This window comes from Pseudomonas donghuensis, from assembly GCF_000259195.1.
Lineage (GTDB): Bacteria > Pseudomonadota > Gammaproteobacteria > Pseudomonadales > Pseudomonadaceae > Aquipseudomonas > Aquipseudomonas donghuensis.
Genome location: NZ_JH650768.1, coordinates 16,566 through 38,406 on the forward strand (window position 1 = coordinate 16,566; position 21,841 = coordinate 38,406).

At 63.1% G+C, this 21,841-nt stretch carries 19 protein-coding genes; 16 read left to right on the plus strand and 3 right to left on the minus strand.

Annotated elements, in window-relative coordinates:
- The 5 genes from UW3_RS0116230 to UW3_RS0116250 are packed head-to-tail and all read left to right on the plus strand — an operon-like array spanning position 1 to position 5,335.
- Entirely contained in the window at positions 1 to 948 is a 948-nt protein-coding gene (locus tag UW3_RS0116230) for an ABC transporter permease (RefSeq protein ID WP_010223569.1), read from the plus strand.
- Positions 945 to 1,805, plus strand: coding sequence for an ABC transporter permease (locus UW3_RS0116235; protein ID WP_010223570.1), 861 nt, complete (start codon positions 945 to 947; stop codon positions 1,803 to 1,805). Before UW3_RS0116230 ends, UW3_RS0116235 begins: the two co-directional genes overlap by 4 nt.
- On the plus strand, positions 1,802 to 2,788 hold the full coding sequence (locus UW3_RS0116240) for an ABC transporter ATP-binding protein (protein WP_010223571.1): 987 nt from the start codon (positions 1,802 to 1,804) through the stop codon (positions 2,786 to 2,788). The genes UW3_RS0116235 and UW3_RS0116240 overlap by 4 nt, the downstream gene beginning before the upstream one ends.
- Entirely contained in the window at positions 2,785 to 3,759 is a 975-nt protein-coding gene (locus tag UW3_RS0116245; RefSeq protein WP_010223573.1) for an ABC transporter ATP-binding protein, read from the plus strand. The genes UW3_RS0116240 and UW3_RS0116245 overlap by 4 nt, the downstream gene beginning before the upstream one ends.
- Positions 3,760 to 3,793: 34 nt before the next feature.
- Positions 3,794 to 5,335 (plus strand): ABC transporter substrate-binding protein, encoded by a 1,542-nt coding sequence (locus UW3_RS0116250; protein ID WP_010223575.1) that lies wholly within the window; start codon positions 3,794 to 3,796, stop codon positions 5,333 to 5,335.
- Positions 5,336 to 5,556: 221 nt separating this feature from the next.
- Here the strand turns inward: UW3_RS0116250 and UW3_RS0116255 are convergent, their stop codons facing one another.
- Entirely contained in the window at positions 5,557 to 8,394 is a 2,838-nt protein-coding gene (locus UW3_RS0116255; protein ID WP_036995749.1) for an AMP-binding protein, read from the minus strand.
- A gap of 176 nt (positions 8,395 to 8,570) precedes the next feature.
- On the opposite strand from UW3_RS0116255, the gene UW3_RS0116260 reads away from it, so the two are divergent.
- The 4 genes from UW3_RS0116260 (at position 8,571) to UW3_RS0116275 (ending at position 13,077) form a co-directional block, all read left to right on the plus strand.
- Entirely contained in the window at positions 8,571 to 9,875 is a 1,305-nt protein-coding gene (locus UW3_RS0116260; RefSeq protein WP_026001359.1) for an MFS transporter, read from the plus strand.
- 117 nt (positions 9,876 to 9,992) lie between these two features.
- The gene (locus UW3_RS0116265) at positions 9,993 to 10,478 is read left to right on the plus strand and encodes a P-loop nucleotide/nucleoside kinase family protein (protein ID WP_010223580.1); all 486 of its coding nucleotides are present in this window, start codon (positions 9,993 to 9,995) and stop codon (positions 10,476 to 10,478) included.
- Between the two features lie 283 nt (positions 10,479 to 10,761).
- On the plus strand, positions 10,762 to 11,976 hold the full coding sequence (locus tag UW3_RS0116270; RefSeq protein ID WP_010223581.1) for an aldose 1-epimerase family protein: 1,215 nt from the start codon (positions 10,762 to 10,764) through the stop codon (positions 11,974 to 11,976).
- A gap of 783 nt (positions 11,977 to 12,759) precedes the next feature.
- The gene (locus UW3_RS0116275) at positions 12,760 to 13,077 is read left to right on the plus strand and encodes a DUF7677 family protein (protein WP_010223582.1); all 318 of its coding nucleotides are present in this window, start codon (positions 12,760 to 12,762) and stop codon (positions 13,075 to 13,077) included.
- A gap of 171 nt (positions 13,078 to 13,248) precedes the next feature.
- On the opposite strand, the gene UW3_RS0116280 is transcribed toward UW3_RS0116275, so the two are convergent.
- Positions 13,249 to 13,683 (minus strand): GFA family protein, encoded by a 435-nt coding sequence (locus UW3_RS0116280; protein WP_010223583.1) that lies wholly within the window; start codon positions 13,681 to 13,683, stop codon positions 13,249 to 13,251.
- A 74-nt stretch (positions 13,684 to 13,757) separates the two neighbouring features.
- Entirely contained in the window at positions 13,758 to 14,699 is a 942-nt protein-coding gene (locus tag UW3_RS0116285; RefSeq protein WP_026001360.1) for a carbon-nitrogen hydrolase family protein, read from the minus strand.
- Positions 14,700 to 14,802: 103 nt separating this feature from the next.
- Between UW3_RS0116285 and UW3_RS0116290 the strand changes: the two genes are divergently transcribed.
- The 7 genes from UW3_RS0116290 to mexE all read left to right on the plus strand — a co-directional run bounded on the left by UW3_RS0116290 (position 14,803) and on the right by mexE (position 21,839).
- Entirely contained in the window at positions 14,803 to 15,498 is a 696-nt protein-coding gene (locus UW3_RS0116290) for a winged helix-turn-helix transcriptional regulator (protein ID WP_026001361.1), read from the plus strand.
- A gap of 212 nt (positions 15,499 to 15,710) precedes the next feature.
- A complete protein-coding gene (locus UW3_RS0116295; RefSeq protein ID WP_010223586.1) occupies positions 15,711 to 15,986 on the plus strand; it encodes a hypothetical protein in 276 nt (91 codons plus the stop codon).
- A 206-nt stretch (positions 15,987 to 16,192) separates the two neighbouring features.
- Positions 16,193 to 18,235, plus strand: a complete 2,043-nt coding sequence (locus UW3_RS0116300) for a TonB-dependent receptor plug domain-containing protein (RefSeq protein WP_010223587.1) — start codon at positions 16,193 to 16,195, stop codon at positions 18,233 to 18,235.
- Positions 18,222 to 19,523 carry an ABC transporter substrate-binding protein gene (locus tag UW3_RS0116305; protein WP_010223588.1) on the plus strand — a complete coding sequence of 434 codons (1,302 nt, stop codon included), beginning with the start codon at positions 18,222 to 18,224 and terminating at the stop codon, positions 19,521 to 19,523. Before UW3_RS0116300 ends, UW3_RS0116305 begins: the two co-directional genes overlap by 14 nt.
- On the plus strand, positions 19,520 to 20,044 hold the full coding sequence (locus UW3_RS29665; protein ID WP_026001362.1) for a di-heme oxidoredictase family protein: 525 nt from the start codon (positions 19,520 to 19,522) through the stop codon (positions 20,042 to 20,044). The genes UW3_RS0116305 and UW3_RS29665 overlap by 4 nt, the downstream gene beginning before the upstream one ends.
- Entirely contained in the window at positions 19,956 to 20,411 is a 456-nt protein-coding gene (locus tag UW3_RS29670; RefSeq protein ID WP_237716760.1) for a di-heme oxidoredictase family protein, read from the plus strand. The genes UW3_RS29665 and UW3_RS29670 overlap by 89 nt, the downstream gene beginning before the upstream one ends.
- A 186-nt stretch (positions 20,412 to 20,597) precedes the next feature.
- Positions 20,598 to 21,839, plus strand: coding sequence for a multidrug efflux RND transporter periplasmic adaptor subunit MexE (mexE, locus tag UW3_RS0116320; protein ID WP_010223589.1), 1,242 nt, complete (start codon positions 20,598 to 20,600; stop codon positions 21,837 to 21,839).
- The last annotated feature ends 2 nt before the right edge of the window (positions 21,840 to 21,841 follow it).

Below are 21,841 nucleotides of genomic sequence, written 5' to 3' on the forward strand. Positions count from 1 at the left end.
ATGAACCTGGCACGCTACCGGTTCGTCTTGATCCGGCCGTTGCAACTGCTGCCGGTGCTGCTGGGTATCAGCATCATCACCTTCGTGCTGGTCCGTTCGATTCCGGGCGATCCGGCGCGGGTGCTGCTGGGTGCGCGCAGCACCCCGGATGCGATCCAGAAGATCCGTGCCCAGTTTGGCCTGGACGAGCCGATCTGGATGCAGTACCTGTACTTCCTGAAGAACCTGCTCAACGGCGACCTGGGCAAATCGCTGCTGTACAAGATCGACGCCCTGCCCCTGATCGCCAGCCGCATCGAGCCCACCCTGATGCTGGTACTGGGCAGCGTGCTGCTGGCACTGCTCATCGCCGTGCCGCTAGCCACGCTTGCCGCCCGCAACAAGGGCGGCTGGACCGACAACCTGATCCGCCTGTTCACCACCGCCGGCCTGGGCCTGCCGGCCTTCTGGCTGGGCCTGATGCTGATCCTGCTGTTCAGCGTGCACTGGGGGCTGTTCCCGGTATCCGGTTATGGCCGGACCTGGGCCGACAAGCTGCATCACCTGGTGCTGCCCTGCCTGACCATCGCCCTGGCGCTCTCGGCGGTACTGGTGCGCAACCTGCGCGCCAGCATCCTGCTGGAGATGCAGGCCGACCACGTCACCGCGGCCCGCGCCCGCGGCCTTGGCGAAGGCGCGCTGCTGCGGCGCCACATCTTGCCCAACTCCATGGTGCCGACGATCAACCTGCTGGCGGTCAACATCGGCTGGCTGATCAGTGGCACCGTGGTAATCGAGAGCCTGTTCTCCCTGCCCGGCATCGGCCAGTTGCTGGTGCGCGGCATCTTCACCCGCGACTACATGGTGGTCCAGGGCGTGGCCATGGTGCTGGCCTGTGCCACGGTGGCGGTGAACTTCATCGCCGACGTGGCGACCACCGCCCTCGATCCGCGGGTGAAGATCCAATGAGCCACAGTCCCAGCCCCACGCGTTCCCTCCGTTGGCGCCTGGTCTGGAGCCTGCGCAACGGTCGTCTGACCCTGTACTGCGGCCTCGCCATCGTCCTCGGCTGGTGCCTGCTGGCGCTGTGCGCACCATGGATCGCGCCGTTCGACCCGCTGATGCAGAACGGCGAGCTGCGCCTGGCCGCCCCCAGCCTGGCGCACCCCTTCGGCACCGACAATTTCGGCCGCGACGTGCTGTCGCGAGTGATCTGGGGGGCGCGCATCGACTTGCAGATGGCCCTGATCGGGGTGATCTTTCCGTTCCTGCTGGGCACCTGCATCGGCGCCATTTCCGGCTACATCGGCGGCTTGCTGGACAACGCCTGCATGCGCCTGATCGACATCGTTCTGGCCTTCCCCTTCCTGGTGCTGATGCTGGCGATCATGGCCATTCTCGGCCCGGGCCTTGGCAGCTTCTATATCGCCATGGCCCTGGTCGGCTGGGTGTCCTATGCACGGCTGATCCGCTCACAGATCCTCGTGCTCAAGCAAAGCGACTTCGCCCTGGCCGCCAGGAGCCTGGGCTTCAGCCACCGGCGCACGCTGTTCGGCCACCTGCTGCCCAATGCCCTGTTCGGCTCGGTTGTGTTCTGCATGTCGGACGCGGTGCTGGTGCTGCTCAACGGCGCCGCCGTCAGCTACCTGGGCCTTGGCGTGCAGCCACCGACCCCGGAGTGGGGCTCGATGGTGGCCGAGGGCCAGAGCTTCATCACCATCGCCTGGTGGATCTGTACCTTCCCGGGCCTTGCCGTGGTGACCCTGGCCATGGGCTTCAGCCTGCTGGCCGATGGCGTCGCCGAACGCCTTGGAGACCGCTCATGAGCACACCGCTGCTGCAGGTCCGGGAGCTAAGCGTGATCGCCCGCAACGGCCTGCGCGAGATCACCCTGGTCGAGCGCCTGTCTTTCGACCTTGGCCAGGGCGAGATCCTCGGCCTGGTGGGCGAAAGCGGCTCGGGCAAGACCCTGGCCTGCCGTGCCCTCATGCGCCTGCTGCCCTCGCCGAACCTGCGGATCGAGGGCAAGGCCGTGCACCTGGCGGGCCACGACCTGCTGCAACTGGACGAGGCCGGCATGCGCCGCCTACGCGGACGCGAGCTGGGCATGATCTTCCAGAACCCCAGCAGCCACCTGGACCCGCTGATGCGCATCGGCGAGCAGATCGCCGAGGGCATCCGCCTGCACCAGGGCGCCTCGCGCCGCGAGGCTCGGGCCGAGGCCATCGAAGTGCTGCGCCAGGTCGGCATTCCCGATCCCAAATCCCGGGTGGACAACTACCCTCACGAGCTCTCCGGCGGCATGCGCCAGCGGGCGATGATCGCCGTGGCCCTGGGCTGCAACCCGAAAGTGTTGATCGCCGACGAGCCGACCACGGCCCTGGACGTCACCGTGCAGGCGCAGATCCTGCGCCTGCTGCTGGAGTTGCGTGACCGTCGCGGCTTGTCGATGATCCTGATCAGCCACAACCTGGGGGTGGTGGCGCAGACCTGCGACAGCATCGCCGTGATGTACGCCGGACGTCTCTGCGAGCACGGCGCCAAGCACCAGCTGCTGGCCCATCCACGCCACCCGTACAGTGCCGGGCTGCTGGCCTGCCACCCCGCGGCGCAACGCCAGGTGCGGCTGATGAACACCATTGCCGGGCAACCGCCCCTGCTCGATGCCCTGCCCCCGGGCTGTCGCTTCGAGCCGCGCTGCGCCCAGGCCCTGCCGAGGTGCCGGGAGCAACTGCCGGAGCTGCGTGAGAGCGGCCCCGGCCACCGCCTGGCCTGCCACACCCCGCTGCTGGCCGCAGGCCTGTCATGACCACGCTGTTGCAGGTCAAGGACCTGCATGTGCAGTTTTCCGCCGCCGGCGGCGGCCTGTTCGGCCTGCGCCCACGCAAAGTCAACGCGGTCAACGGCGCCTCGCTGACCCTCGCCGCCGGCCAGACCCTCGGCCTGGTGGGCGAATCGGGCTGCGGCAAGAGCACCCTGGCCCGGGCCATCCTGCAACTGAACCCGGTCACCGCCGGGCAAGTGGTGTTCGACGGCATCGACATGACCCAGGGCCGCAAGGTCGATATCGCCCGCCTGCGCCGCGAGACTGCGATGATCTTCCAGGACCCGTACAGCGCGCTCAATCCAGGCCAGCGCATCGGCCAGATCCTCGCCGAAGTCCTGCAGGTGCAGCGCAAGGTGCCCGCCGAGCGGATCCCGGCGCGGGTCGTCGAACTGCTCGAGCTGGTCGGCCTGCACCCCGAGATGGCCGAACGCAAGCCCGGCTCGCTCAGCGGCGGCCAGTGCCAACGGGTCGGCATCGCCCGAGCCCTGGCCATCGAGCCGCGGCTGATCGTCGCCGACGAATGCGTCGCCGCCCTGGACGTGTCGATCCAGGGGCAGATCATCAACCTGCTGTTGACGCTTCGCGAACGCATGGGCCTGGCGCTGCTGTTCATCACCCACGACCTGGGCGTGGTGCGCCGGCTGTGCGACCGGGTGGCGGTGATGTACCTGGGGCAGATCGTCGAGGAAGGCCCGGTGGACGAGGTGTTCGACGCGCCCCATCACCCCTACACCGCCGCGCTGATCCAGTCGATCGCCGACATCGACCCGGCCCGCCGCCTGCCAGAACGCCCCCTGGCCGGCGAGCCACCGAGCCCGCTGCACCTGCCGTCGGGTTGCGCCTTCCACCCACGCTGCCCGCAGGCGCTGCCTACCTGCAGCGAAACCGCGCCGCCCAGCCACTCACAGGGTGCCCGGCGCCATGCCTGCATCCATCCGCGACCGCCGTACTGACACAACAACCATGACCATCAAACGGAGCTTGAGCATGAAACCCACAGCATTGAAGCTACTCACCGCCGCCGTCCTGGCCGCCAGCACCCTGGCCACCGGCACAACCCTGGCAGCCGGCGTGCTGACCATCGGCTGCCGTGAGGAGAGCACTACCTTCGACCCGATCAAGAGCGCACAGAACCGCGACAGCTGGGTCTTCGCCAACGTCTACGACGTGCTGATCCGGGTCGACAACAGCGGCACCCGGCTGGTCCCGGGCCTGGCCGAAAGCTGGAAGGTCTCCGACGACGGCCTGACCTACACCTTCAAGATCCGCGAAGCCAAGTTCTCCGATGGCTCGCCACTGAGCGCCAGCGATGCGGCGTTCTCCCTGCTGCGCATCCGCGACAACCCCGGCTCGCTGTGGGCCGACTCCTACAAGATCATCGACAAGGCCGACGCCCCGGACGACCGCACCCTGGTGGTGACCCTGAAGAGCAAGTCGGTGCCGTTCCTCTCGCAACTGGCCACCGCCAACGTCTCGATCCTGTCGAAAAAAGCCATGGACGCGATCGGCGAGGACGCCTACGCCCAGGAGCCGGTGACCTCCGGTGCCTTCAAGGTCAAGGAGTGGCTGCGCGGTGACCGGGTGATCCTGGAAAAGAACCCGCACTTCTGGGAGGCCGACAAGGTCAGCCTGGATGGCGTGGAGTGGATCTCCATCCCCGACGACAACACCCGCATGCTCAAGGTCCAGGCCGGCGAACTGGACTCGGCGATCTTCGTGCCCTTCTCCCGTGTCGATACCCTGCGCAAGGACCCGAGCCTGACCATTCACATCGACCCGTCGACCCGTGAGGACCACCTGCTGATCAACCACGAGAAGGGGTTGCTGGGGCAGGTCGAGGTGCGCGAGGCTATCGACCTGGCGATCGACAAGAAGGCCCTGGTGGACACCGTGACCTTCGGCCATGGCGACGTGGCCTATTCGTACATTCCCAAGGGCGCGCTCTATCACAACGCCAACAACCTACAACGCCCCTTCGACCCGGCCAAGGCCCGCGAGCTGCTGAAGAAGGCTGGCGCCGAGGGGCTCAAGGTCAACTATGTCGTCAACGCCGGCAACGAGGCCGACGAGCAGATCGCCGTGCTGGTGCAGAAGCAGTTGGCCGATGTCGGCATCACCGCCAACCTGCAGAAGGTCGACCCGACCCAGAGCTGGCAGATGCTGGTCGATGGCGATTACGACCTGTCGGTGATGTACTGGACCAACGACGTGCTGGACCCGGACCAGAAGACCACCTTCGTGCTCGGTCACGACACCAACATGAACTACATGACCCGCTACCACAACGACAAGGTCAAGGACCTGGTGGCCGCGGCCCGGGTGGAGATCGACCCGAGCAAACGCAAGCAGATTTACCAGGAACTACAGAAGCAGGCCAAACAGGATGTCCATTGGATCGATCTGTACTACAGCCCCTACATCAATATTTCGCGCAGCAATATCCAGAACTTCCTGCAAAACCCGCTGGGGCGCTTCACCCTGGAAGAGACGGTGAAACTGGAAGCAGGTGAAAAGACCGCGCAAAACTGAAGCCGCCAATGCTGGGGCTTGCAACCGTCACGGTGTTGGCTGTCCGCAAGGTCATCGGACCTGCTCAGGTGGTGGCCAGGGTGTTGGAGTGTGCTATTGCTCGGCACCTGCAGCCGCCCAGGTCAGCTCGTGTCGGTGATGATTGATCCAATCCAGTTTCGCTGTTGACGTGTGCCACGCTATAACCGGCCCTGGACAGACGACGACAGCACAGTAGTCGCCTATCCAGCGCGCTGGGCGCGTTCCGATTCATCCAGATGCTCTAGCAGCATCGCTATCGTCGTGTCCCGCAGCTTGATTGCCGCCGTCCAGTCCGGCCCTTGCGCCAACAGCGGCGAGCAGACGTTGACGTGAATTGCACCGTAACGCGGGAACCACTGACCGTCGCGCAGCACCCGGCGCGTGCCGCGGATTGCGACCGGCAGCAGCGGCACGCCGGTACGCGCGGCGAGCACGAAGGCACCCATGTGGAACGTTCGCAAGCCTGGCTCGCGGGTGAAGGTTCCCTCGGGGAAGAACACCAGCGGCTGGCCAGCCTCTAGCGCCTCGGCCAGGTGCCCGGTGTCCGCGGCGCTGCGCTGCAGGTCGAAGCGTTCGACGAAGCGGGCACCGAGCTTGCGCAGGAACCGGCCGGCGATCCACTGTCCAGCCAGTTCGCGCTTGGCAACGAAGCTGAATCGCGGCGGCAGGGCCGCGCAGAGCATGACGCCGTCGAGGTAGCTGGCATGGTTTACCGCCAGCACGCTCGCCCCAGACTCAGGCAGGTGCTCCAGCCCTGTGACGCTGAACGGCACACCCGTCAACCACACGAACAGCCGTGCGGCCGCGCGGGTAAAGCTGCGGCACCAACGCTGGCGCGGCAGGAGCGCGACGCCCAGCCAGGTCAGTGGGGTGACCAACCAGAACAGCAGCCAGATGTAAGCGGCATATAGCGCCGTGCGGCCGCTCCGCCAGCTGCGACGGAAATGCCCGCGTACGGCCTGCAGCACCAGGCGCAGCAGCTGGCGCCACACAGCGAGGTGTGGCCGGCCTACTTCACCGCGCTCATACAGTTCGCGACTGGCAGCACGGCGAATCTTGCCGCTGGAGGTTTTCAGTACGCTATGCGGCGGTGCCAGCACGATATCGTCGGGCGACACCCCGGTGAGGTCGACCACGATGCGGTTGACCTCCTGCTGCAGGCGTTGCCGCGCGGCAGCTTCCTTCTCGTAGCTTTCGGCCAACACCACCAGGCGCTCAGTGCCGGTGGCCGGGTCAGGACTGCCGAACACCGCAATGCAGCCTTTGCGCAGACCGGGCAAGTTGCCGACCGCCGCTTCGACATCGTAGGGGTAGATGTTGCGCCCGGCCCGAATGATCAGATCCTTGGCGCGGCCGGTCAGGTAGACCTCACCAGCGGCCATGTAGGCGAAGTCGAGCGAGTCGATCCAGCCATCGCGCAACACCCGGCGGGTCTCTTCGGGGTTACGGTAATAGCCTGCGGTGGTAGATGGCCCAGTGAATTGCAGGTGACCTTCGCTGCGCTCGGGGAGCTCGACCCCGCGACCATCGACGATACGAATCTGATGCCCCGGCAACGGCCGGCCGCTGGAGACAAAGCGCAGCGTTGCGCTGGCGTCCGCTTCGGCGGGCAGTGCAGTGCCACGGGTCTGGAACGCCTCTCGCTGCACCCGGTCGATCAGCGGCCCTCGGCCCAGGGGAGGAAAGGCTACGCCCAAGGTGGCCTCGGCCAGCCCATAGACAGGCGTCAACGCAGTGGGCGCCAGGCCGTAGCGTACGAAGCGCTCGGTAAAGCGCTGCAAGGTATCCGGGCTGACCGGTTCGGCACCGTTGAAGGCCAGCCGCCAACTGCTCAGGTTCAGGCCCTCAAGGTCACTGTCAGCGAGTTTGTTCAGGCACAGTTCGTAGGCGAAATTGGGCGCCGCCGACAAGGTGCCGCGCAAGCTATCGATGGCCCTTAGCCAACGCTCCGGCCGTGCCAGGAAAGCCAGCGGTGACATCAGCACCAGGTTGTAGCCGTAATACAGGCTGCCCAGCCAGGCACCGATCAAGCCCATGTCGTGGTACATGGGCAGCCAGCTGACGAACACGTCCTGCGGGCCCACCTTCAGCGCCCTGCCCATGGCGCGCAGATTGGCCAGCAGATTGGCATGGCTGACCATCACGCCCTTGGGCTGGCCAGTGCTACCCGAGGTGTACTGCAGGAAGGCGATGTCATCCGGTTGCCGCAACGGTGTGACACACTCGCCCCCCTCGCCCGTCAACTCGGCCACGCTGGCGATACGGACCAGGCTCGGGACCTGCGGCCGGAGCAGGCGGGCGAGCAGCTTCGCTTGCGTCACGGTAATCAGCACTTTGGCCTCGGCGTTGTGCAGGATGCCGGCCTGGCGGCGCAGATGCTCCTCTATCTGCGACAGGCGCAGCGGTGGGTAGATGGGCACCGGCACCCCACCGGCCAACAGGATGCCGAGAAAACCCTGGAGAAAGTCGCGGCCTGTGGGCAGCATCAGGGCCACGGTCTGACCGGCCCGCAAGCCACTGCGTTGCAGCCCTGCGGCAACGGCCAGGGCGCCCTGGTGCAAGGCGCCATAGCTGATCGCTTCCTGCTGGTCACCTTCACCTAGCAGGCGTACGTGGAGATGCTGCGGCTGATGACGCACATGCCAGTCCAGTACCTCGATCAGGGTCCGCGCGGCGTCCGGCGTCTGCCCTGTTGCTGTCAGGGCTTCGCTAGCGTCACTGGCGGGCAACGGACGGACGGCCTCGGCGCCATGACTGCTGTGCAGCACGCGCAGTACATCGGCGGGGGTGTCCGCCGAGGCGAACAGGTGTTCTGGCAAACGCACACCGAATTCGTGCTCGATACGTGACCACAGTTCGACTCGAGCCAGGCTGTCGACGCCCAGGTCCCGGTCCAGCACGCTGTGCAAGGTAACGTGCACCCCTTCTGCCGCTTGCGGGTGCAGCTCGACCACGGTGCGCTGGACAATTTCGAGCAATTTTTCCGCGCCCCCATCGTAATGGGGAACGGCGCGGGGGTCTGGAGGCGGACGAGACATCGGCGGCCCCTCATGACAGGAAACTCTGCGTGTAAATCCTTGCCAATTGCCATTATACGCTCGCAGGAAGGGTGGGCCAGGGCTAGGCTCAATACCAGTCGGTTAAGGACGTTGAGACGAACATTGCACCTGTGGCGAGGGCTTTACCCTCGCCACAGCCCTGTAGAGGGATCGCCATGCCAGCCAGCCTTGCCCCTGGAGTGACACGCCGAGAAATCTGGGCCTGGGCGATGTTTGATTTCGCCAACTCCGGCTACACGACGGTGGGGATCACCGCCGTGTTCAACGCCTACTTCGTCGCCGTGGTCGCCAAAGGCGAAGCCTGGGGTACGCTGGCCTGGACCAGCGCCATAGCCCTCTCTTACGCCCTGATCATCCTGAGCGCGCCGCTGGTTGGCGCCTATGCCGACGCCTTCGCCTGCAAGAAACGCCTGCTGCTGTTCAGTACCGTCGGTTGTGTCGTATTTACCGCTGGACTCGCGCTGGCAGGACCCGGGGAACTCGGTGTCGCGATCCTTTTCATCGTGCTATCCAACTTCTGTTTCGGCAGCGGCGAAAACCTGATCGCCGCCTTCCTGCCCGAACTCGCCCGTGTGGAGGCCTTGGGCAAGGTGTCCGGCTGGGGCTGGGGATTCGGCTATATCGGTGGCCTGTTCAGCCTGGGCGCCTGCCTGGCCTTCGTCAGCTGGGCCCAGGCACAGGGCCAGACTGCGGCGCAGTTCGTGCCGGTGTGCATGCTGATCACCGCGTCCTTGTTCGCCGTCGCCAGCCTGCCGACCTTCCTGTTCCTGCGCGAACGCAGCCAGCCGCAGCCCGTGTGCGGCGACATGCCTGTCGCGCAAGCGGTGCTGGCGCGCTTCGCGCAGACGCTACGCGAAGCCGGGCGCTATCGCGACCTGCTGCGCTTTCTTGCCTGCACGGTCTGCTACCAGGCCGGTATCTCGGCCGTGATCACCCTGGCTGCCATCTATGCCAATCAGGTCATGGGCTTCAGTACCCAAGACACGCTGCTGCTGATACTGGTGGTGAATATCACGGCCTCCATCGGTGCAGTGCTGTTCGGTTGGCTGCAGGACCGCCTCGGTCATCGCGCCACCCTGGCGCTGACCCTGCTGGGCTGGCTGGGCATGGTCGCTCTGGTCTGGGTCGCGCGCGGCCCCGGGCTGTTCTGGCTGGCCGCCAACCTTGCCGGTCTGTGCATGGGCGCCAGCCAATCGGCCGGACGGGCAATAGTCGGCCTGCTTGCGCCGCCGACACGGCTGGCGGAGTTCTTCGGCCTCTGGGGGCTGGCGGTCAAACTGTCGGCAATCCTCGGCCCGATGACTTACGGCCTGACCAGTTGGCTGTCCGCAGGCGATCACCGCCTGGCGATGCTGATTACTGGCAGCTATTTCGTCGTCGGTCTGCTGATCCTGGCGGGAGTCGACCTGGAGCGCGGGCGGCAGGTCGCTGTCAGCCGTACCGAGCGTCTCGACACGTGAGCGTGTGATGGAGAACTCATTGCGTATAAAGAACCAACTCGCTCCTGAATGTCGGCTCGGTTGTTGCTTCGACACTTTTCAATAAGCATCATCGGGGTTCGACAAGGAGACGTCCCCATGACCAAACCAGTGCTTCATCTCATGTCAGGCAAGATTGCTTCCGGCAAATCAACGCTGGCCAAAAGCTTGGCAGCCGAACGATCCGCAATCCTGCTGAGTGAGGATCATTGGCTCTCACGGCTTTACCCTGATCAGATCAAGTCAGTGACCGATTATGTGCGCCTTGCACGCCAGATGCGGGAAGTACTGGGCCCGCTCGTCATCGATGTCCTGAAGGCTGGCGTGACTGTGGTTTTGGATTTTCCCGCTAATACTCCTCAAGATCGACAATGGTTGCGTGACTTGGCTGATGCAGCCGAGGTTTCTCATTGTGTCCATTACATCGAGGTGGACGATGACACCTGTCGAGACAGGTTGCATCTTCGCAACAACCGCGCCGAACATGAGTTTGCGGCGACTGACGCGGAGTTCGATCTGATCACTAGCTACTTTCGCGCCCCGGATGAGGGTGAGGGGCTCCAGATTGAAGTTCATCGTCTTTGACGGGCAGTAACATCGTGAGGCTGGGTTATCTAAAATCGTTTTTGGGGCAGCTTTGGATCGAAAGCATCACTCGCAAACGACAGCTAACGACCCAAAGCGGTCAAGCAACCTGTGTACCGTAATCGCTGCCGCAGGCTGCGCTGGCCAACAAATGCGCCGAAGATTTCTGGCGTAGTTGATCTCCAAATGATTCCTGACATTTGCCGGAAGCCTCACTTATTCAGCTTGCTGAAACGTTTCTGCAAGTCTATAAAAAGGCACAACTCCAAGAAAGGCTGCTGCCATGTCCCCCCTCAAACTCTTCGTTGCTCTCAGCGCCCTGTCCGCGGCCTCCCACGCCATGGCCTGGGATTACGTCCTGCTCGACACCGACAAAGCCGCCCAGCACTGGCAGATCACTAGCCAGCTACTTGGCGTAAAAACCGATAAGCCCTTCAGCGTTACCCTGCGCACCTTGCACGGAGGTCGGCAGGAGGGTGTCAGCATTGTCGACATCGATAACGGTACGATGAAACTTTCGGTCGTGCCGACTCGCGGAATGAACGTCTTGCAGGCCTCGGTCGGTAATGTGCGCATGGGCTGGGATTCGCCGGTCAAGGAAGTGGTCAACCCGTCCTTCATCGAACTCAATGGGCGCAATGGTCTAGGCTGGCTGGAAGGTTTCAACGAGCTGGTCGCCCGCTGCGGTTACGAATGGGTCGGCCACCCCGGCGTCGACAACGGCGAACTGCTGACCCTGCACGGCCGGGCCGCCAACATTCCTGCGAACAAAGTCACCCTGCACATCGATGAGAAACCACCGTACGCCATCACCTTGCGTGGCGAACTGAAAGAGCAGGTATTCAAGAAGGTCGACTTCTCCGTCGCTACCGAAGTGGTCACCGAACCCGGCAGCGTGGGGTTCACCCTCAACGACACCCTAACCAACAACGGCGACTATCCGAAGGAATACCAGGCGCTGTATCACAGCAACTTCAGCACCCCGCTCCTGGAACAGGACGCTCGTTTCGCCGCGCCGGTAAAACAGGTGTCGCCGTTCAACGACAAGGCCAGGGGCGATCTGCCCGACTGGCAAGTCTACCGCGCACCCACCAAGGACTATGATGAAACGGTGTATAACGTGGTGCCGTATGCCGATGCCAAGGGCGATACGTTGGCCGTGTTGTATAACAAGGCAGGCAGCCTGGGCGTTTCAGTCGGTTTCAATACTCGGACACTGCCCGTGTTTTCCCTGTGGAAAAATACCGATACCCAAGGCCAGGGCTATGTCACAGGGCTGGAGCCAGGAACGAGTTTTTCCTACAACCGCCGTTACCAGCGGCCACTGAACCTGGTGCCGACAATCGGGCCGAAGGAACACAGGCAGTTCCACATCAGCTACAGCTTATTGACGGATAAGGCGGCTGTGGACAAGGCCTTGAAACAGGTGGGCGAGATCCAGGGTGGGCGCGAAACCGAGGTGCGGCAGACGCCGCTGGTTGATCTGACCAAGGGGTAACGCCGGCCAGATGGGTCAATAGCAGCCGTTCGCGACAGACGGCTCTCGACCCATAGCTGACAGCGTCGACCGGTTGAATCCACTGCCAGAAGCGGACAAAGCCGTGGCAAATGGATGGCATGGGCCTGCTATGCTAAGTCCTCGCAAGTTATTGTGCTTGCCGTCACCAATAAGCATGTCAGTAATCAGGATTGTCACATGCATCACATCATCGGTTTATATACCTCGAAAAAAACAGAGCAATTGTGGCAGCTAGACCCTCAAGACCAAATTGTTTTCAGATCTGATTGCTTTCATTCGTCTGGTTATTTTTACCTGATAGCACCTGCTTTTGAACGATATGCTCAAAGAGATGCAGGGATGAGCATTACGTCAATAAACGTAAAATTCTGCCTCAGAAGTGACGATCTAAATAACGCTTTGGAAATTCTGAACAACTTCGAAATGCAGCTGTATCGGCGTCCCACAAGCTGGCGGGAATATCTAGGTGAAGTTCAGTATCCCAGGCAACCACGGCGGCCGATTCAACCGCTGTTATTCAGGGGGCGGCTATCTCGGCTTATACACAAGCTGCGAACGTTAGTGGTTAAAGCTCAAGCCCTGGATGCGGGCCTTGTGTACGGGAATGGGGTCTGTTACCGCTCTCTGCGCGGTATAAAATTGCCGCCTGGTACTGTTGTGTATTCTTAGAACCTGGTTAACGGTACAAACCATTTTTTTCGCTCGGGACGGGATAGAACTCGCCCCTCAATCAAACCAGAATATTGGCTACGGAAAATTGACATGGAAAAGCTAAGTAATGACTTCAGCGGGGCACTCCGAACGTTTGCGTACTTCATGGCAAGTGGTACCCACTACATGCTAAAAAACGTGGAGTACCTGGATATTTATGGGTCAGAGCCAAGTGCAATTGAGATGGTGTTCGCGATATTTGCGAACGTGATAGAGATGGACAATGAAGGCAATGTACTCAATTTCACCCACGCCCAAAGGAGAGCGACTGACTACCTAAGATCCTACTGCGACCCATCTTTCAAAGTGACGCCACCTTTTGAAGACTGGGAAACCGAACTTTATGGGCCGCCCTCACTCGGACGCTAAGAACGGGTTAAGTCTATTGCGATAAAAACACCTATTGGAAATTTCTCACTTTTTACTGAACGACCGCATTTGGCCGTTTACTGCCCTTCGCAACAGGCAGCAAACGACCCTTAACGACCCGTCGCAGCGTCTATAAAACCGGGTCTACTGAAGTCCGTGACGGTACCAGCGCTATTCGTCCACGCTGACGCCCGATCCCCCTAATTCGCTAGGGACATCCCTCAGTTTGGGCAACCCGTCTTTGATCCGCAGCCTGGTCTCCTGATAGTGGACGTGAACGCCTGGCGAATACGCGAAATCCGGGATGACTGCGGCATACACGTCGATGAGCCCCATCCCCGGGTGTTCGGTGAAAATATGCCCGCCGCAACGCTTGCACCATTTGCGAGAACTCTGCGGTGTCTTGTTGTAGGTGCCAATGTTGTCAGCCCCCCGCGTTACTTGCACCGCCTCGGGTTTCCACAGCGTGAAGGCATTGACCGGCGCTGCTGACCAATGTCGGCACGACTCGCAATGGCAATAGCCCATTGCCGCTGGCTCACCGCTGACGGTGAACTCGACTGCGCCGCAAAAACAACTGCCCTTGTAAGACTTTTGAATGCTCATGACATGACTCCTTGATCAGTTGTTACACACATCGCTGAGGTTGGAATGGACCGCCAGGGGGGGGGCGGTTGGCTTCATCCGTCGATGAAGCGCACCGCTGTCGCCGGCGCGCGGCGCACCTGCAATTGGAAAATGTCAGGGCGCGCATAGTGCCCGGTGACGTCAAGCGTCCGCCGCGCTGGCGCCACGAGTGACACGTCGATGTCTGCATACAGAATGCCCGCCTCTCGGTGTAATGGACCGGCTGTGATCCGGCCTTGCGGGTTGACCACCACCGAGTCGCCGTCGTTGATCCACTCTTGCGGATCGGGAAACAGTTGCATGCGCGCCGGAAAGTCATCAGGAATGTCACTGCCGCGCAACGCGGTGCCACTGCCGAGCACCCAGCATCGACCTTCGAGTGCAATGTGACGCATCGTGCTGATCCAGCCCTCGCCGGCGTCGTACGTGGGCGCGACGTAGATTTCCACGCCTTGGGCATACAATGTATAGCGCGCCAAGGGCATGTAGTTTTCCCAGCAGATGAGCGTACCAATGCGCCCGACGGGTGTATCGACCGTACGCAACCCGGACGCATCACCGAAACCATGGACCATGCGCTCGGGGTTCGTGGGCATCAGCTTGCGATGCCGGTTGAGTACTTCGCCGTTCGCACCGATAACGACTACGCTGTTGTAGAGCGTGCCGCCGCCATTACGCCGCTCGCATTCATTGATGCCGCATACGATGGTCACGGCATGGGCGCTGGCGGCCTCGCACAATTCGTTCAGGTCACCGTTGGCGATATCAACGGCGTTGGCCAGCAGACGCGTGTGCAACTGCCCCATCAAGGCCCCGTCCTTTCCCGCCGCCAGCCGCCAGATCCACGACGGGTAACCTGGAATGAACGATTCGGGTAAAACAATCAACGCGGCTCCGGCCGCCGCAGCCTCAGCAACTGATTGCACGGCTCGAGCGATCGTCGCGCTGCGATCGAGCAGCACGGGCGGCCGCTGAATGATGGCTATCATGGTCATGGCGTTCTCCTCGGGCGGTGGCTTTCGCAGGTTTCAGCGTGCACCTGGCGCAGTCGCGAGGCTAGTTCAGAATCTGAAGCGTTGTAGTTGCGGAGTACAGGCGATGGACGAAAGCTACGGTCAGTTCTGCACGGTCGCGCGCGGCGCTGAAGCACTGTGCGAGCGCTGGACACCTTTGGTCGTGCGCGAGCTGCTATGCGGCAGCAAGCGCTTCAATGAACTGCACCGCGGCGTACCACGGATGTCCACCAGCTTGCTGGCACAGCGGCTGCGCCACTTGGAAGATATCGGTGTCGTACATCGCACAGCCACAGGCAAAGTCTGGGAGTACAGCCTGACCGAGGCAGGCGAGGCATTGCGCCCCATCATAATGGCGCTAGGCCATTGGGGCGCCCGTTGGATAGGTAGTCGTCTTCGCGATGACGAGCTCGACGCCGGCCTGCTCATGTGGGACGTGCGCCGGTTCGCGCGCATCGAGATGTTCCCGTCCCGACCGGTGGTCATTCACTTCAGGTTCCGCGACGCGCGGTCCGGCGAGCAAGCGTGGTGGCTGGTGGTCGAACATGGTGTGGCAGATCTGTGCCGCGACGACCCCGGACGCGAACTCACGCTCGTCGTGGACTCTAGCGTGCGTGCATTGACCGAGGTGTGGACTGGCGACCGTACACCAAGGGAGGTTCTTCAGTCGCAAGAGCTGCGTGTGGACGGCGCTGTGCAGGATGCGCAAAACTTGTGGCGCTGGCTTGGCACAAGTGCGTTCGCCGGTACTCGGAGCGCTGCAATCCAGCCTTTGCAATAGCCATCGAGGAACGTACGCGTTCGACCGTCCGCTTTGAGCTGTGGATTCAACCGGTGAATGCAACACACTGGGGGCAGGTCTACCCTGCTCTCTCAGGCCGAACGCTTTGCGCTCAAAATACCCGACAAACATTGTTGCCCACTGCCTATAATTGATCAGCACCGGGGCACACCCGGGTACAGCCCTCTTCGGCGGTCCGGACAGCCTTTGATATGAACAGCACCGCTTTCACCACCTGCCTGCTCGCCCTCTGCCTGGCGCTGCTGCCCGGCTGCTCGAGCAAACCCAAAGCCTCCTACCAGGCCGCCAACGCAGGGTCCAACTGCCACGCCAAAGCCGTGCCCAGCGCGGGTGAAGGCGGGCTGGCCTGGGGCGCGACCTTGCAGATCGCCCGGCAAAAATCCATGAACAACTGCATGCGCTATGCCGGGCGCTCGGGCGGCCTGCCGGCGACCTGCAAGGTGGTGCTGGCCGAGTGCAAGCGCTAGCCGAACCCAGCCTATGAGCAAAGCGCTATATTAATTTTTATATAGCGTTGTCAATTTCCACGCCTGCCTCTAGTATCTGCGGCGTTCTGCCGATGCGCGTGCCTGCTTGACCGATACGACCTGACTGCTCCGGGGAGGGAGCCGTCGGCCGTTTTGCGCCATGCGCTATATAACAAAATATATAACGATACCGATAAAGGAGCGCCATGAAGCCGTTCGCCCCGCCTACCCTGCTGCTCGCCCTGGCTGCCATCAGTGCCCAGGCCGCCCTGGCAGAGCAGAAAAAAACCTTCAGTCTCGGCGAAATCCAGATTGGCGCCCCGCAGGATGATGCCCTGGCAACCGGCAGCAGCGTCGTCGAGCTCGAAGACATGCGCCTGCACGACCGTGAAACCGTCGACCGCGCCCTGGCCCTGGCGCCCGGGGTGAACCTCGCCTACATGGGCGGGCGCGCCGAGCAGGTGGTGTACGTGCGTGGTTTTGACCGTCTGCAGGTACCGGTCTATATCGACGGCATCCCCACCTACGTACCCTACGACGGCAATATCGACCTGGGCCGCTTCACCACCTACGACCTGTCGCGCATCGAGGTGGCCAAGGGCTTTGCCTCATTGCTGTACGGCCCAAACACCCTGGGCGGTGCGATCAACCTGATTACCCGGCGGCCCACCGAGGCCTTCGAAGGTGAAGTGGGCGGCGGCCTGGAGCTGACCGACCACGGCAACGTCAACGCCTACCGCAGCTATGCCAACCTCGGCTCCAACCAGGGTGCCTGGTGGATGCAGGGCGGCGTGTCCTATGTTGACTATGACTACACGATGCTGCCGGACGACTTCGAGCCGAGCAACAATCAGCAAGGCAACGGCCGCCGCGAAAACAGCAACAAACGTGACGGCAAGTTCAGCTTCAAGCTCGGTTTTACCCCCAACGACACCGACGAGTACGTGCTCGGCTATGTCCAGCAGGCAGGCCGCAAGGGCCAGCCACCCTACGCCGGCGACCTGCCGGCAAGCGGCCAACGCAAACGCTGGTGGGAGTGGCCGCAATGGGACAAGACCAGCCTGTTCCTGGCCACCAACACCCGCTTCGGCGAGCACGGCCTGAAAACCCGGGTGTACCGCGACACCTTCAAGAACTCGCTGGAAAGCTTCGTCTACAACAACGGCAACCCTGGCGCGATGCAGCCGGGTTTTCCGAGCAAGTACGACGATGAGTCCACCGGCTTCTCGGTCGAAGGCGACCTGGCCCTGAGCCAAAGCAATCGCCTGGGCATCGCCTATCACTTCAAGGAAGACCTGCACCGCTCCCACGATGGCAGCGACCCGCAAACGCACTTTCGCGACCAGACCCAGTCCATCGCCCTGGAAGACACCCTGCGCCTGAACGAGATTTTCAGCGTGGTCGGCGGCGTCTCGTACAACTACCGCAAAAGCCTGGAGGCCGAGAACTTCGGCACCAACGCCGCGTCGCCGAGGGTCAAGACCCTGTATGACGAACCCACCGGCAGCGATGATGCGCTCAACAGCCAGTTGGGCCTGTTCATGAACACCGGCCCGCTGCTGAACATCGATCACAACGGCCAGGTGCGCCTGACCGTGGCGCGCAAGAGCCGCTTTGCGACCATCAAGGATCGCTACTCGACGCGTTTTGGCACGGTCATCCCCAGCCCCGACCTGAAATCCGAACGCGCCACCCATTACGAGCTGGGCTACAGCGGTGCGCTGGCGGCGCACTGGGCCCTGGATGCGGCGCTGTTCGTCAGTAACATCGAAGATTCCATCCAGCAGGTCACCGTCGCCCCGGTAGCCGGTTGCGCTGCACCGTGCGGGCAATACCAGAACATCGCCAAGGCGCGTAACCAGGGCGTTGAACTGGGCCTGCGCGGTGACCTGGGCAACTGGGAATTGAACACCAGCTACACCTACCTCGATCGCGAAAACCGCAGCAACCCCGAGTTGCACCCGATCGACACACCGCGCCACAACCTGTTCGCCTCGGCCAGCCTGAACCTCGATGCCTGGCGCCACACCGCCGGCGTCGAAGCCGCGTCGCGGCGCTACAACCTGTCCGATGGCAGCCAGATGAGCGGCGGTTACGCGGTGTACAACCTCAAGAGCGGCTACCGCTTCAGCAATGACCTGCGCATCGAGGCGGGCGTGCGCAACCTGTTCGACCGTCTTTATGCATACAGCGAGGGGTATCCGGAAATTGGCCGCAACTACTTCGTACAGTTCAATGTGCCGCTGTAAGGCCTGGCTGCTGGCGCTGGTGCTGGGCTCGGCCAGCTCACAAGCCGCAGCGCCGCAACCGGTGGTGGTGTTGACCAGCTACCCCGAGGAGATGATGACGCGCTTCGAAGCGGCCTTCGAGCGCGCCAACCCCGGCTATCGCCTGCAGATCCTCTGGCGCCAGGGCTTCGATGCCCTGCCCTATTTGCGTCAAGCGGATCAAGGCGGTGTCGATGTGTACTGGGCGCCGTCACCGGGCAACTTCAGCCGATTGGCCAAGGATGCTGGCTGGCAGCCGCTGGGTGTCGACCTGCAAGGTTTGCCGCCACGCCTGGGTGGCATCGCCCTGCGCGATCGCGATGCGTGCTACCAGGCCACGGAACTCGCCGGTTACGGCTTTGCCATCAACCCGGGCGAATTGCACTCGCTGGGCCTGCGCGCCCCGCGGGACTGGCCGGACCTGCTCGATGCCCGCCTGCGCGGGCGCATCGCCCTGCCCGACCCGGCCCAGGTCGGCTTTGCCCCGGTGCTGCTGGACATCGTTCTGCAGGCCTACGGCTGGGATAAAGGCTGGGCACTGTGGAGCGAGCTCGCCGGGCAATCGCGGCTGGTCAGCCGCGGCGGCGCCCTGGTCAGTGACGAGGTGGCCAGCGGGCGCTCGGTGGTGGGGGTGTCGATCGACTTCTTCGTTGCCTCGGCGGTCAGCAACGGCCAGCCGGTCGAGTTCGTCTATCCCACCCATGGCGGCCTCAACCCGGCGCATATCGCCATCACCCGGACCGCCAAGCAGGTCGAGGGCGCCAGGGCCTTCGTGCGCTTTGTGTTGTCGCCCGAGGGGCAAACCCTGCTGGCCGATCCGGACATTCGCAAACTGCCGGTGCGCCCCGGCGTCTATGCGCAACTGCCGGCGGATTATCACGACCCCTTTGCCGCTGCACGCCAAGGTAGCTATGCCTACGCGAACGACAGTTCGCGCGAACGCCTGGCGCTGATCACCTCACTGTTTGAGCAATGGCTCGGCCAGCCCCATGAGCAACTCAGCGCCTTGTGGGCGCGGGTGCATGCCGGTGAAGCCCAGGGCCGTGACCTGACCGCCGTGCGCGAGTTCCTCAGCGTGCCGCCCATCGACGAGGATCAAGCCACCTCAGCCACGCTGCTGGCGCTGTTTGGCCAACGCCAGGATCACGGCATGCTGCGCCAGCCGGTCAGCGATCAGGATGCGCTGGGCCGTGAGGAAATCGCCTGGCAGTTCCATAGCGCCAGGCAACAGGCGCAAGCCGAGCGCCTGCTTGCGGCCATGGGCCTGTGAAGCGCTGCGGTCTCTGGCTGCTGTTTGGCGCACTGCTGAGCCTGAACGCAAGCGCCGAGCCTGCCGCCATCAACCGTGAGGCCTTCGCCCAACCCTTGCCAGGCCTGGATGACCCGCAGCAACGGGAGCGTTTCTTCCACGGCCGCAGCCTGTTCCGCCAGGCCTGGGTGATCACCCCCTCGCGGGACGAAGCGGTCGATGGCCTGGGGCCGTTGTACAACCGCATCAGTTGCATTGCCTGCCACCCGAAAAATGGTCGCGGGCAGGCACCTGCCAGCGAACACGAACCGCTGCGCACGCTGCTGGTCCGCCTCTCGCTGCCCGGGCGCGACGTCCATGGCGGGCCACTGCCGCATCCGGCCTATGGCGATCAGCTCAACGAGTCGGGGATTCCCGGTGTGGCCGGTGAAGGCCGGGCGCATGTCCGCTGGCATGCACTTCTACCTCGCGCATCTGGCGCCACCGCCGCGGCGAGGCCTGGACAATCCCGAGGTGCAGCGTGGCGAGCGGCTGTTCAATGAAGCGGGATGCACCCAGTGCCACCGCCCGCACCTGAGCACAGGGCAGCATCCGCTGTACCCGCTGTTGTCAGCGCGCCAGATCGAGCCCTACAGCGACCTGTTGCTGCATGACATGGGCCCAGGCCTGGCCGATGGTCGTGACGATTACCTGGCCACCGGCCGCGAGTGGCGTACCCCGCCGCTGTGGGGGCTGGGGCTGATCGAGCGGATCAACCCTGGCGCCGGCTACCTGCATGACGGCCGCGCGCGTACGCTTGAGGAGGCGGTGTTGTGGCATGGCGGTGAAGGGGCTGTGGCGCGGGAGCGGTTCAAGGCGCTGCTGGCTGAGGATCGCCGGGCGTTGCGAGCGTTTTTGCGGTCGCTGTAATTTCAATCGCGGGTCAAGCCCGCTCCCACAGGATTGATGCAGGCCTGTAGGAGCGGGCTTGACCCGCGATGAGGCCAGATGCCCTCATATCATTCCCAATGATAATAACCTTCGCCCCATTCGATTCGTCGTTAATAGTTCCAGATCGCAGAATCCGCCCACTATCAATAAATTGGCGGACTCCCCATGGAACAGTCACTCAAACCTTTGCGTTACCCCCTTGCTCTATTGGCTGTAGTGGTGATGAGTGCCTGCGGTCGCACCCCGGAGGCCGTGCAGGCACCGGCAGCGACCAAGGTCAGCGTGGCCAAGGTTCTGGAACAACCGATCAACGAATGGGACGAGTTCACCGGCCGCCTGGAAGCGCCGGAAACCGTCGAGGTGCGCCCGCGCGTCTCCGGGCAGATCGACCAGGTGGCCTTCACCGAAGGCGCCCAGGTGAAAAAAGGCGATCTGTTGTTCCAGATCGACCCACGTCCGTTCCAGGCTGAGGTCCGCCGCCTCGAAGCCCAACTGCAACAAGCCCGCGCCACCGCCATCCGCAGTGAAAACGAAGCCCAACGTGGCGAGCGCCTGCGCAGCAGCAACGCGATTTCCGCCGAGCTTGCCGAATCGCGCACCAGCGCCGCCGCCGAAGCCCGCGCCGGAGTCGCCGCAATCCAGGCCCAGCTCGACCTGGCCCGCCTGAACCTGAGCTTTACCCGCGTGACCGCGCCGATCAGCGGCCGGGTCAGTCGTGCCCAGTTCACTGCCGGCAACATCGTCACTGCCGACGTGACGCCGCTGACCAGCGTGGTCTCCACCGACAAGGTCTACGCCTACTTCGACGCCGACGAGCGCGTGTACCTCAAGTACACCCAGCTGGCGCGCGATGGCCAGCGCGGCCAGAGCACCCCGGTGTACCTGGGCCTGTCCAACGAAAGCGGCAACCCGCACCTGGGGCAGATGAACTTCGTCGACAACCAGGTCAACCCCAAGACCGGCACCATCCGTGGCCGCGCGGTGTTCGACAACACAGATGGCCAGTTCACCCCGGGCCTGTATGCGCGCCTGAAGCTGGTCGGCAGCGCCACCTACTCGGCGGTGCTGATCAACGATGAAGCGGTGGGTACCGACCTTGGCAAGAAGTTCGTGCTGGTCATGGACAAGGACAACAAGGCCGCCTACCGCGCCGTGGAGCTGGGGCCGAAGCTCGAAGGCCTGCGCATTGTGCGCAACGGCCTGAGCAAGGATGACCGCATCGTGGTCAAGGGCCTGCAACGGGTACGCCCGGGCTCGCCGGTCGACCCGCAGGACACGCCAATGGCCAGTGACGCAACCATCGCCGCCCTCGCCCAACAACGTCAGGCACTCGAAGCCAGCACCCAGGGCAAGGTCGTGGTCAACCCCAGCGTAAAACTCGCCAGTGCCTCGGCACCGCGCGGTTAAGG

Excerpts from the sequence above, each read along its gene's own strand:
- UW3_RS0116230 (WP_010223569.1), top strand. The coding sequence starts at position 1 with ATGAACCTGGCACGCTACCGGTTCGTCTTGATCCGGCCGTTGCAACTG.
- UW3_RS0116235 (WP_010223570.1), top strand. The coding sequence starts at position 945 with ATGAGCCACAGTCCCAGCCCCACGCGTTCCCTCCGTTGGCGCCTGGTC.
- UW3_RS0116240 (WP_010223571.1), top strand. The coding sequence starts at position 1,802 with ATGAGCACACCGCTGCTGCAGGTCCGGGAGCTAAGCGTGATCGCCCGC.
- UW3_RS0116245 (WP_010223573.1), top strand. The coding sequence starts at position 2,785 with ATGACCACGCTGTTGCAGGTCAAGGACCTGCATGTGCAGTTTTCCGCC.
- UW3_RS0116250 (WP_010223575.1), top strand. The coding sequence starts at position 3,794 with ATGAAACCCACAGCATTGAAGCTACTCACCGCCGCCGTCCTGGCCGCC.
- UW3_RS0116255 (WP_036995749.1), bottom strand. The coding sequence starts at position 8,394 with ATGTCTCGTCCGCCTCCAGACCCCCGCGCCGTTCCCCATTACGATGGG.
- UW3_RS0116260 (WP_026001359.1), top strand. The coding sequence starts at position 8,571 with ATGCCAGCCAGCCTTGCCCCTGGAGTGACACGCCGAGAAATCTGGGCC.
- UW3_RS0116265 (WP_010223580.1), top strand. The coding sequence starts at position 9,993 with ATGACCAAACCAGTGCTTCATCTCATGTCAGGCAAGATTGCTTCCGGC.
- UW3_RS0116270 (WP_010223581.1), top strand. The coding sequence starts at position 10,762 with ATGTCCCCCCTCAAACTCTTCGTTGCTCTCAGCGCCCTGTCCGCGGCC.
- UW3_RS0116275 (WP_010223582.1), top strand. The coding sequence starts at position 12,760 with ATGGAAAAGCTAAGTAATGACTTCAGCGGGGCACTCCGAACGTTTGCG.
- UW3_RS0116280 (WP_010223583.1), bottom strand. The coding sequence starts at position 13,683 with ATGAGCATTCAAAAGTCTTACAAGGGCAGTTGTTTTTGCGGCGCAGTC.
- UW3_RS0116285 (WP_026001360.1), bottom strand. The coding sequence starts at position 14,699 with ATGACCATGATAGCCATCATTCAGCGGCCGCCCGTGCTGCTCGATCGC.
- UW3_RS0116290 (WP_026001361.1), top strand. The coding sequence starts at position 14,803 with ATGGACGAAAGCTACGGTCAGTTCTGCACGGTCGCGCGCGGCGCTGAA.
- UW3_RS0116295 (WP_010223586.1), top strand. The coding sequence starts at position 15,711 with ATGAACAGCACCGCTTTCACCACCTGCCTGCTCGCCCTCTGCCTGGCG.
- UW3_RS0116300 (WP_010223587.1), top strand. The coding sequence starts at position 16,193 with ATGAAGCCGTTCGCCCCGCCTACCCTGCTGCTCGCCCTGGCTGCCATC.
- UW3_RS0116305 (WP_010223588.1), top strand. The coding sequence starts at position 18,222 with ATGTGCCGCTGTAAGGCCTGGCTGCTGGCGCTGGTGCTGGGCTCGGCC.
- UW3_RS29670 (WP_237716760.1), top strand. The coding sequence starts at position 19,956 with ATGCACTTCTACCTCGCGCATCTGGCGCCACCGCCGCGGCGAGGCCTG.
- mexE (WP_010223589.1), top strand. The coding sequence starts at position 20,598 with ATGGAACAGTCACTCAAACCTTTGCGTTACCCCCTTGCTCTATTGGCT.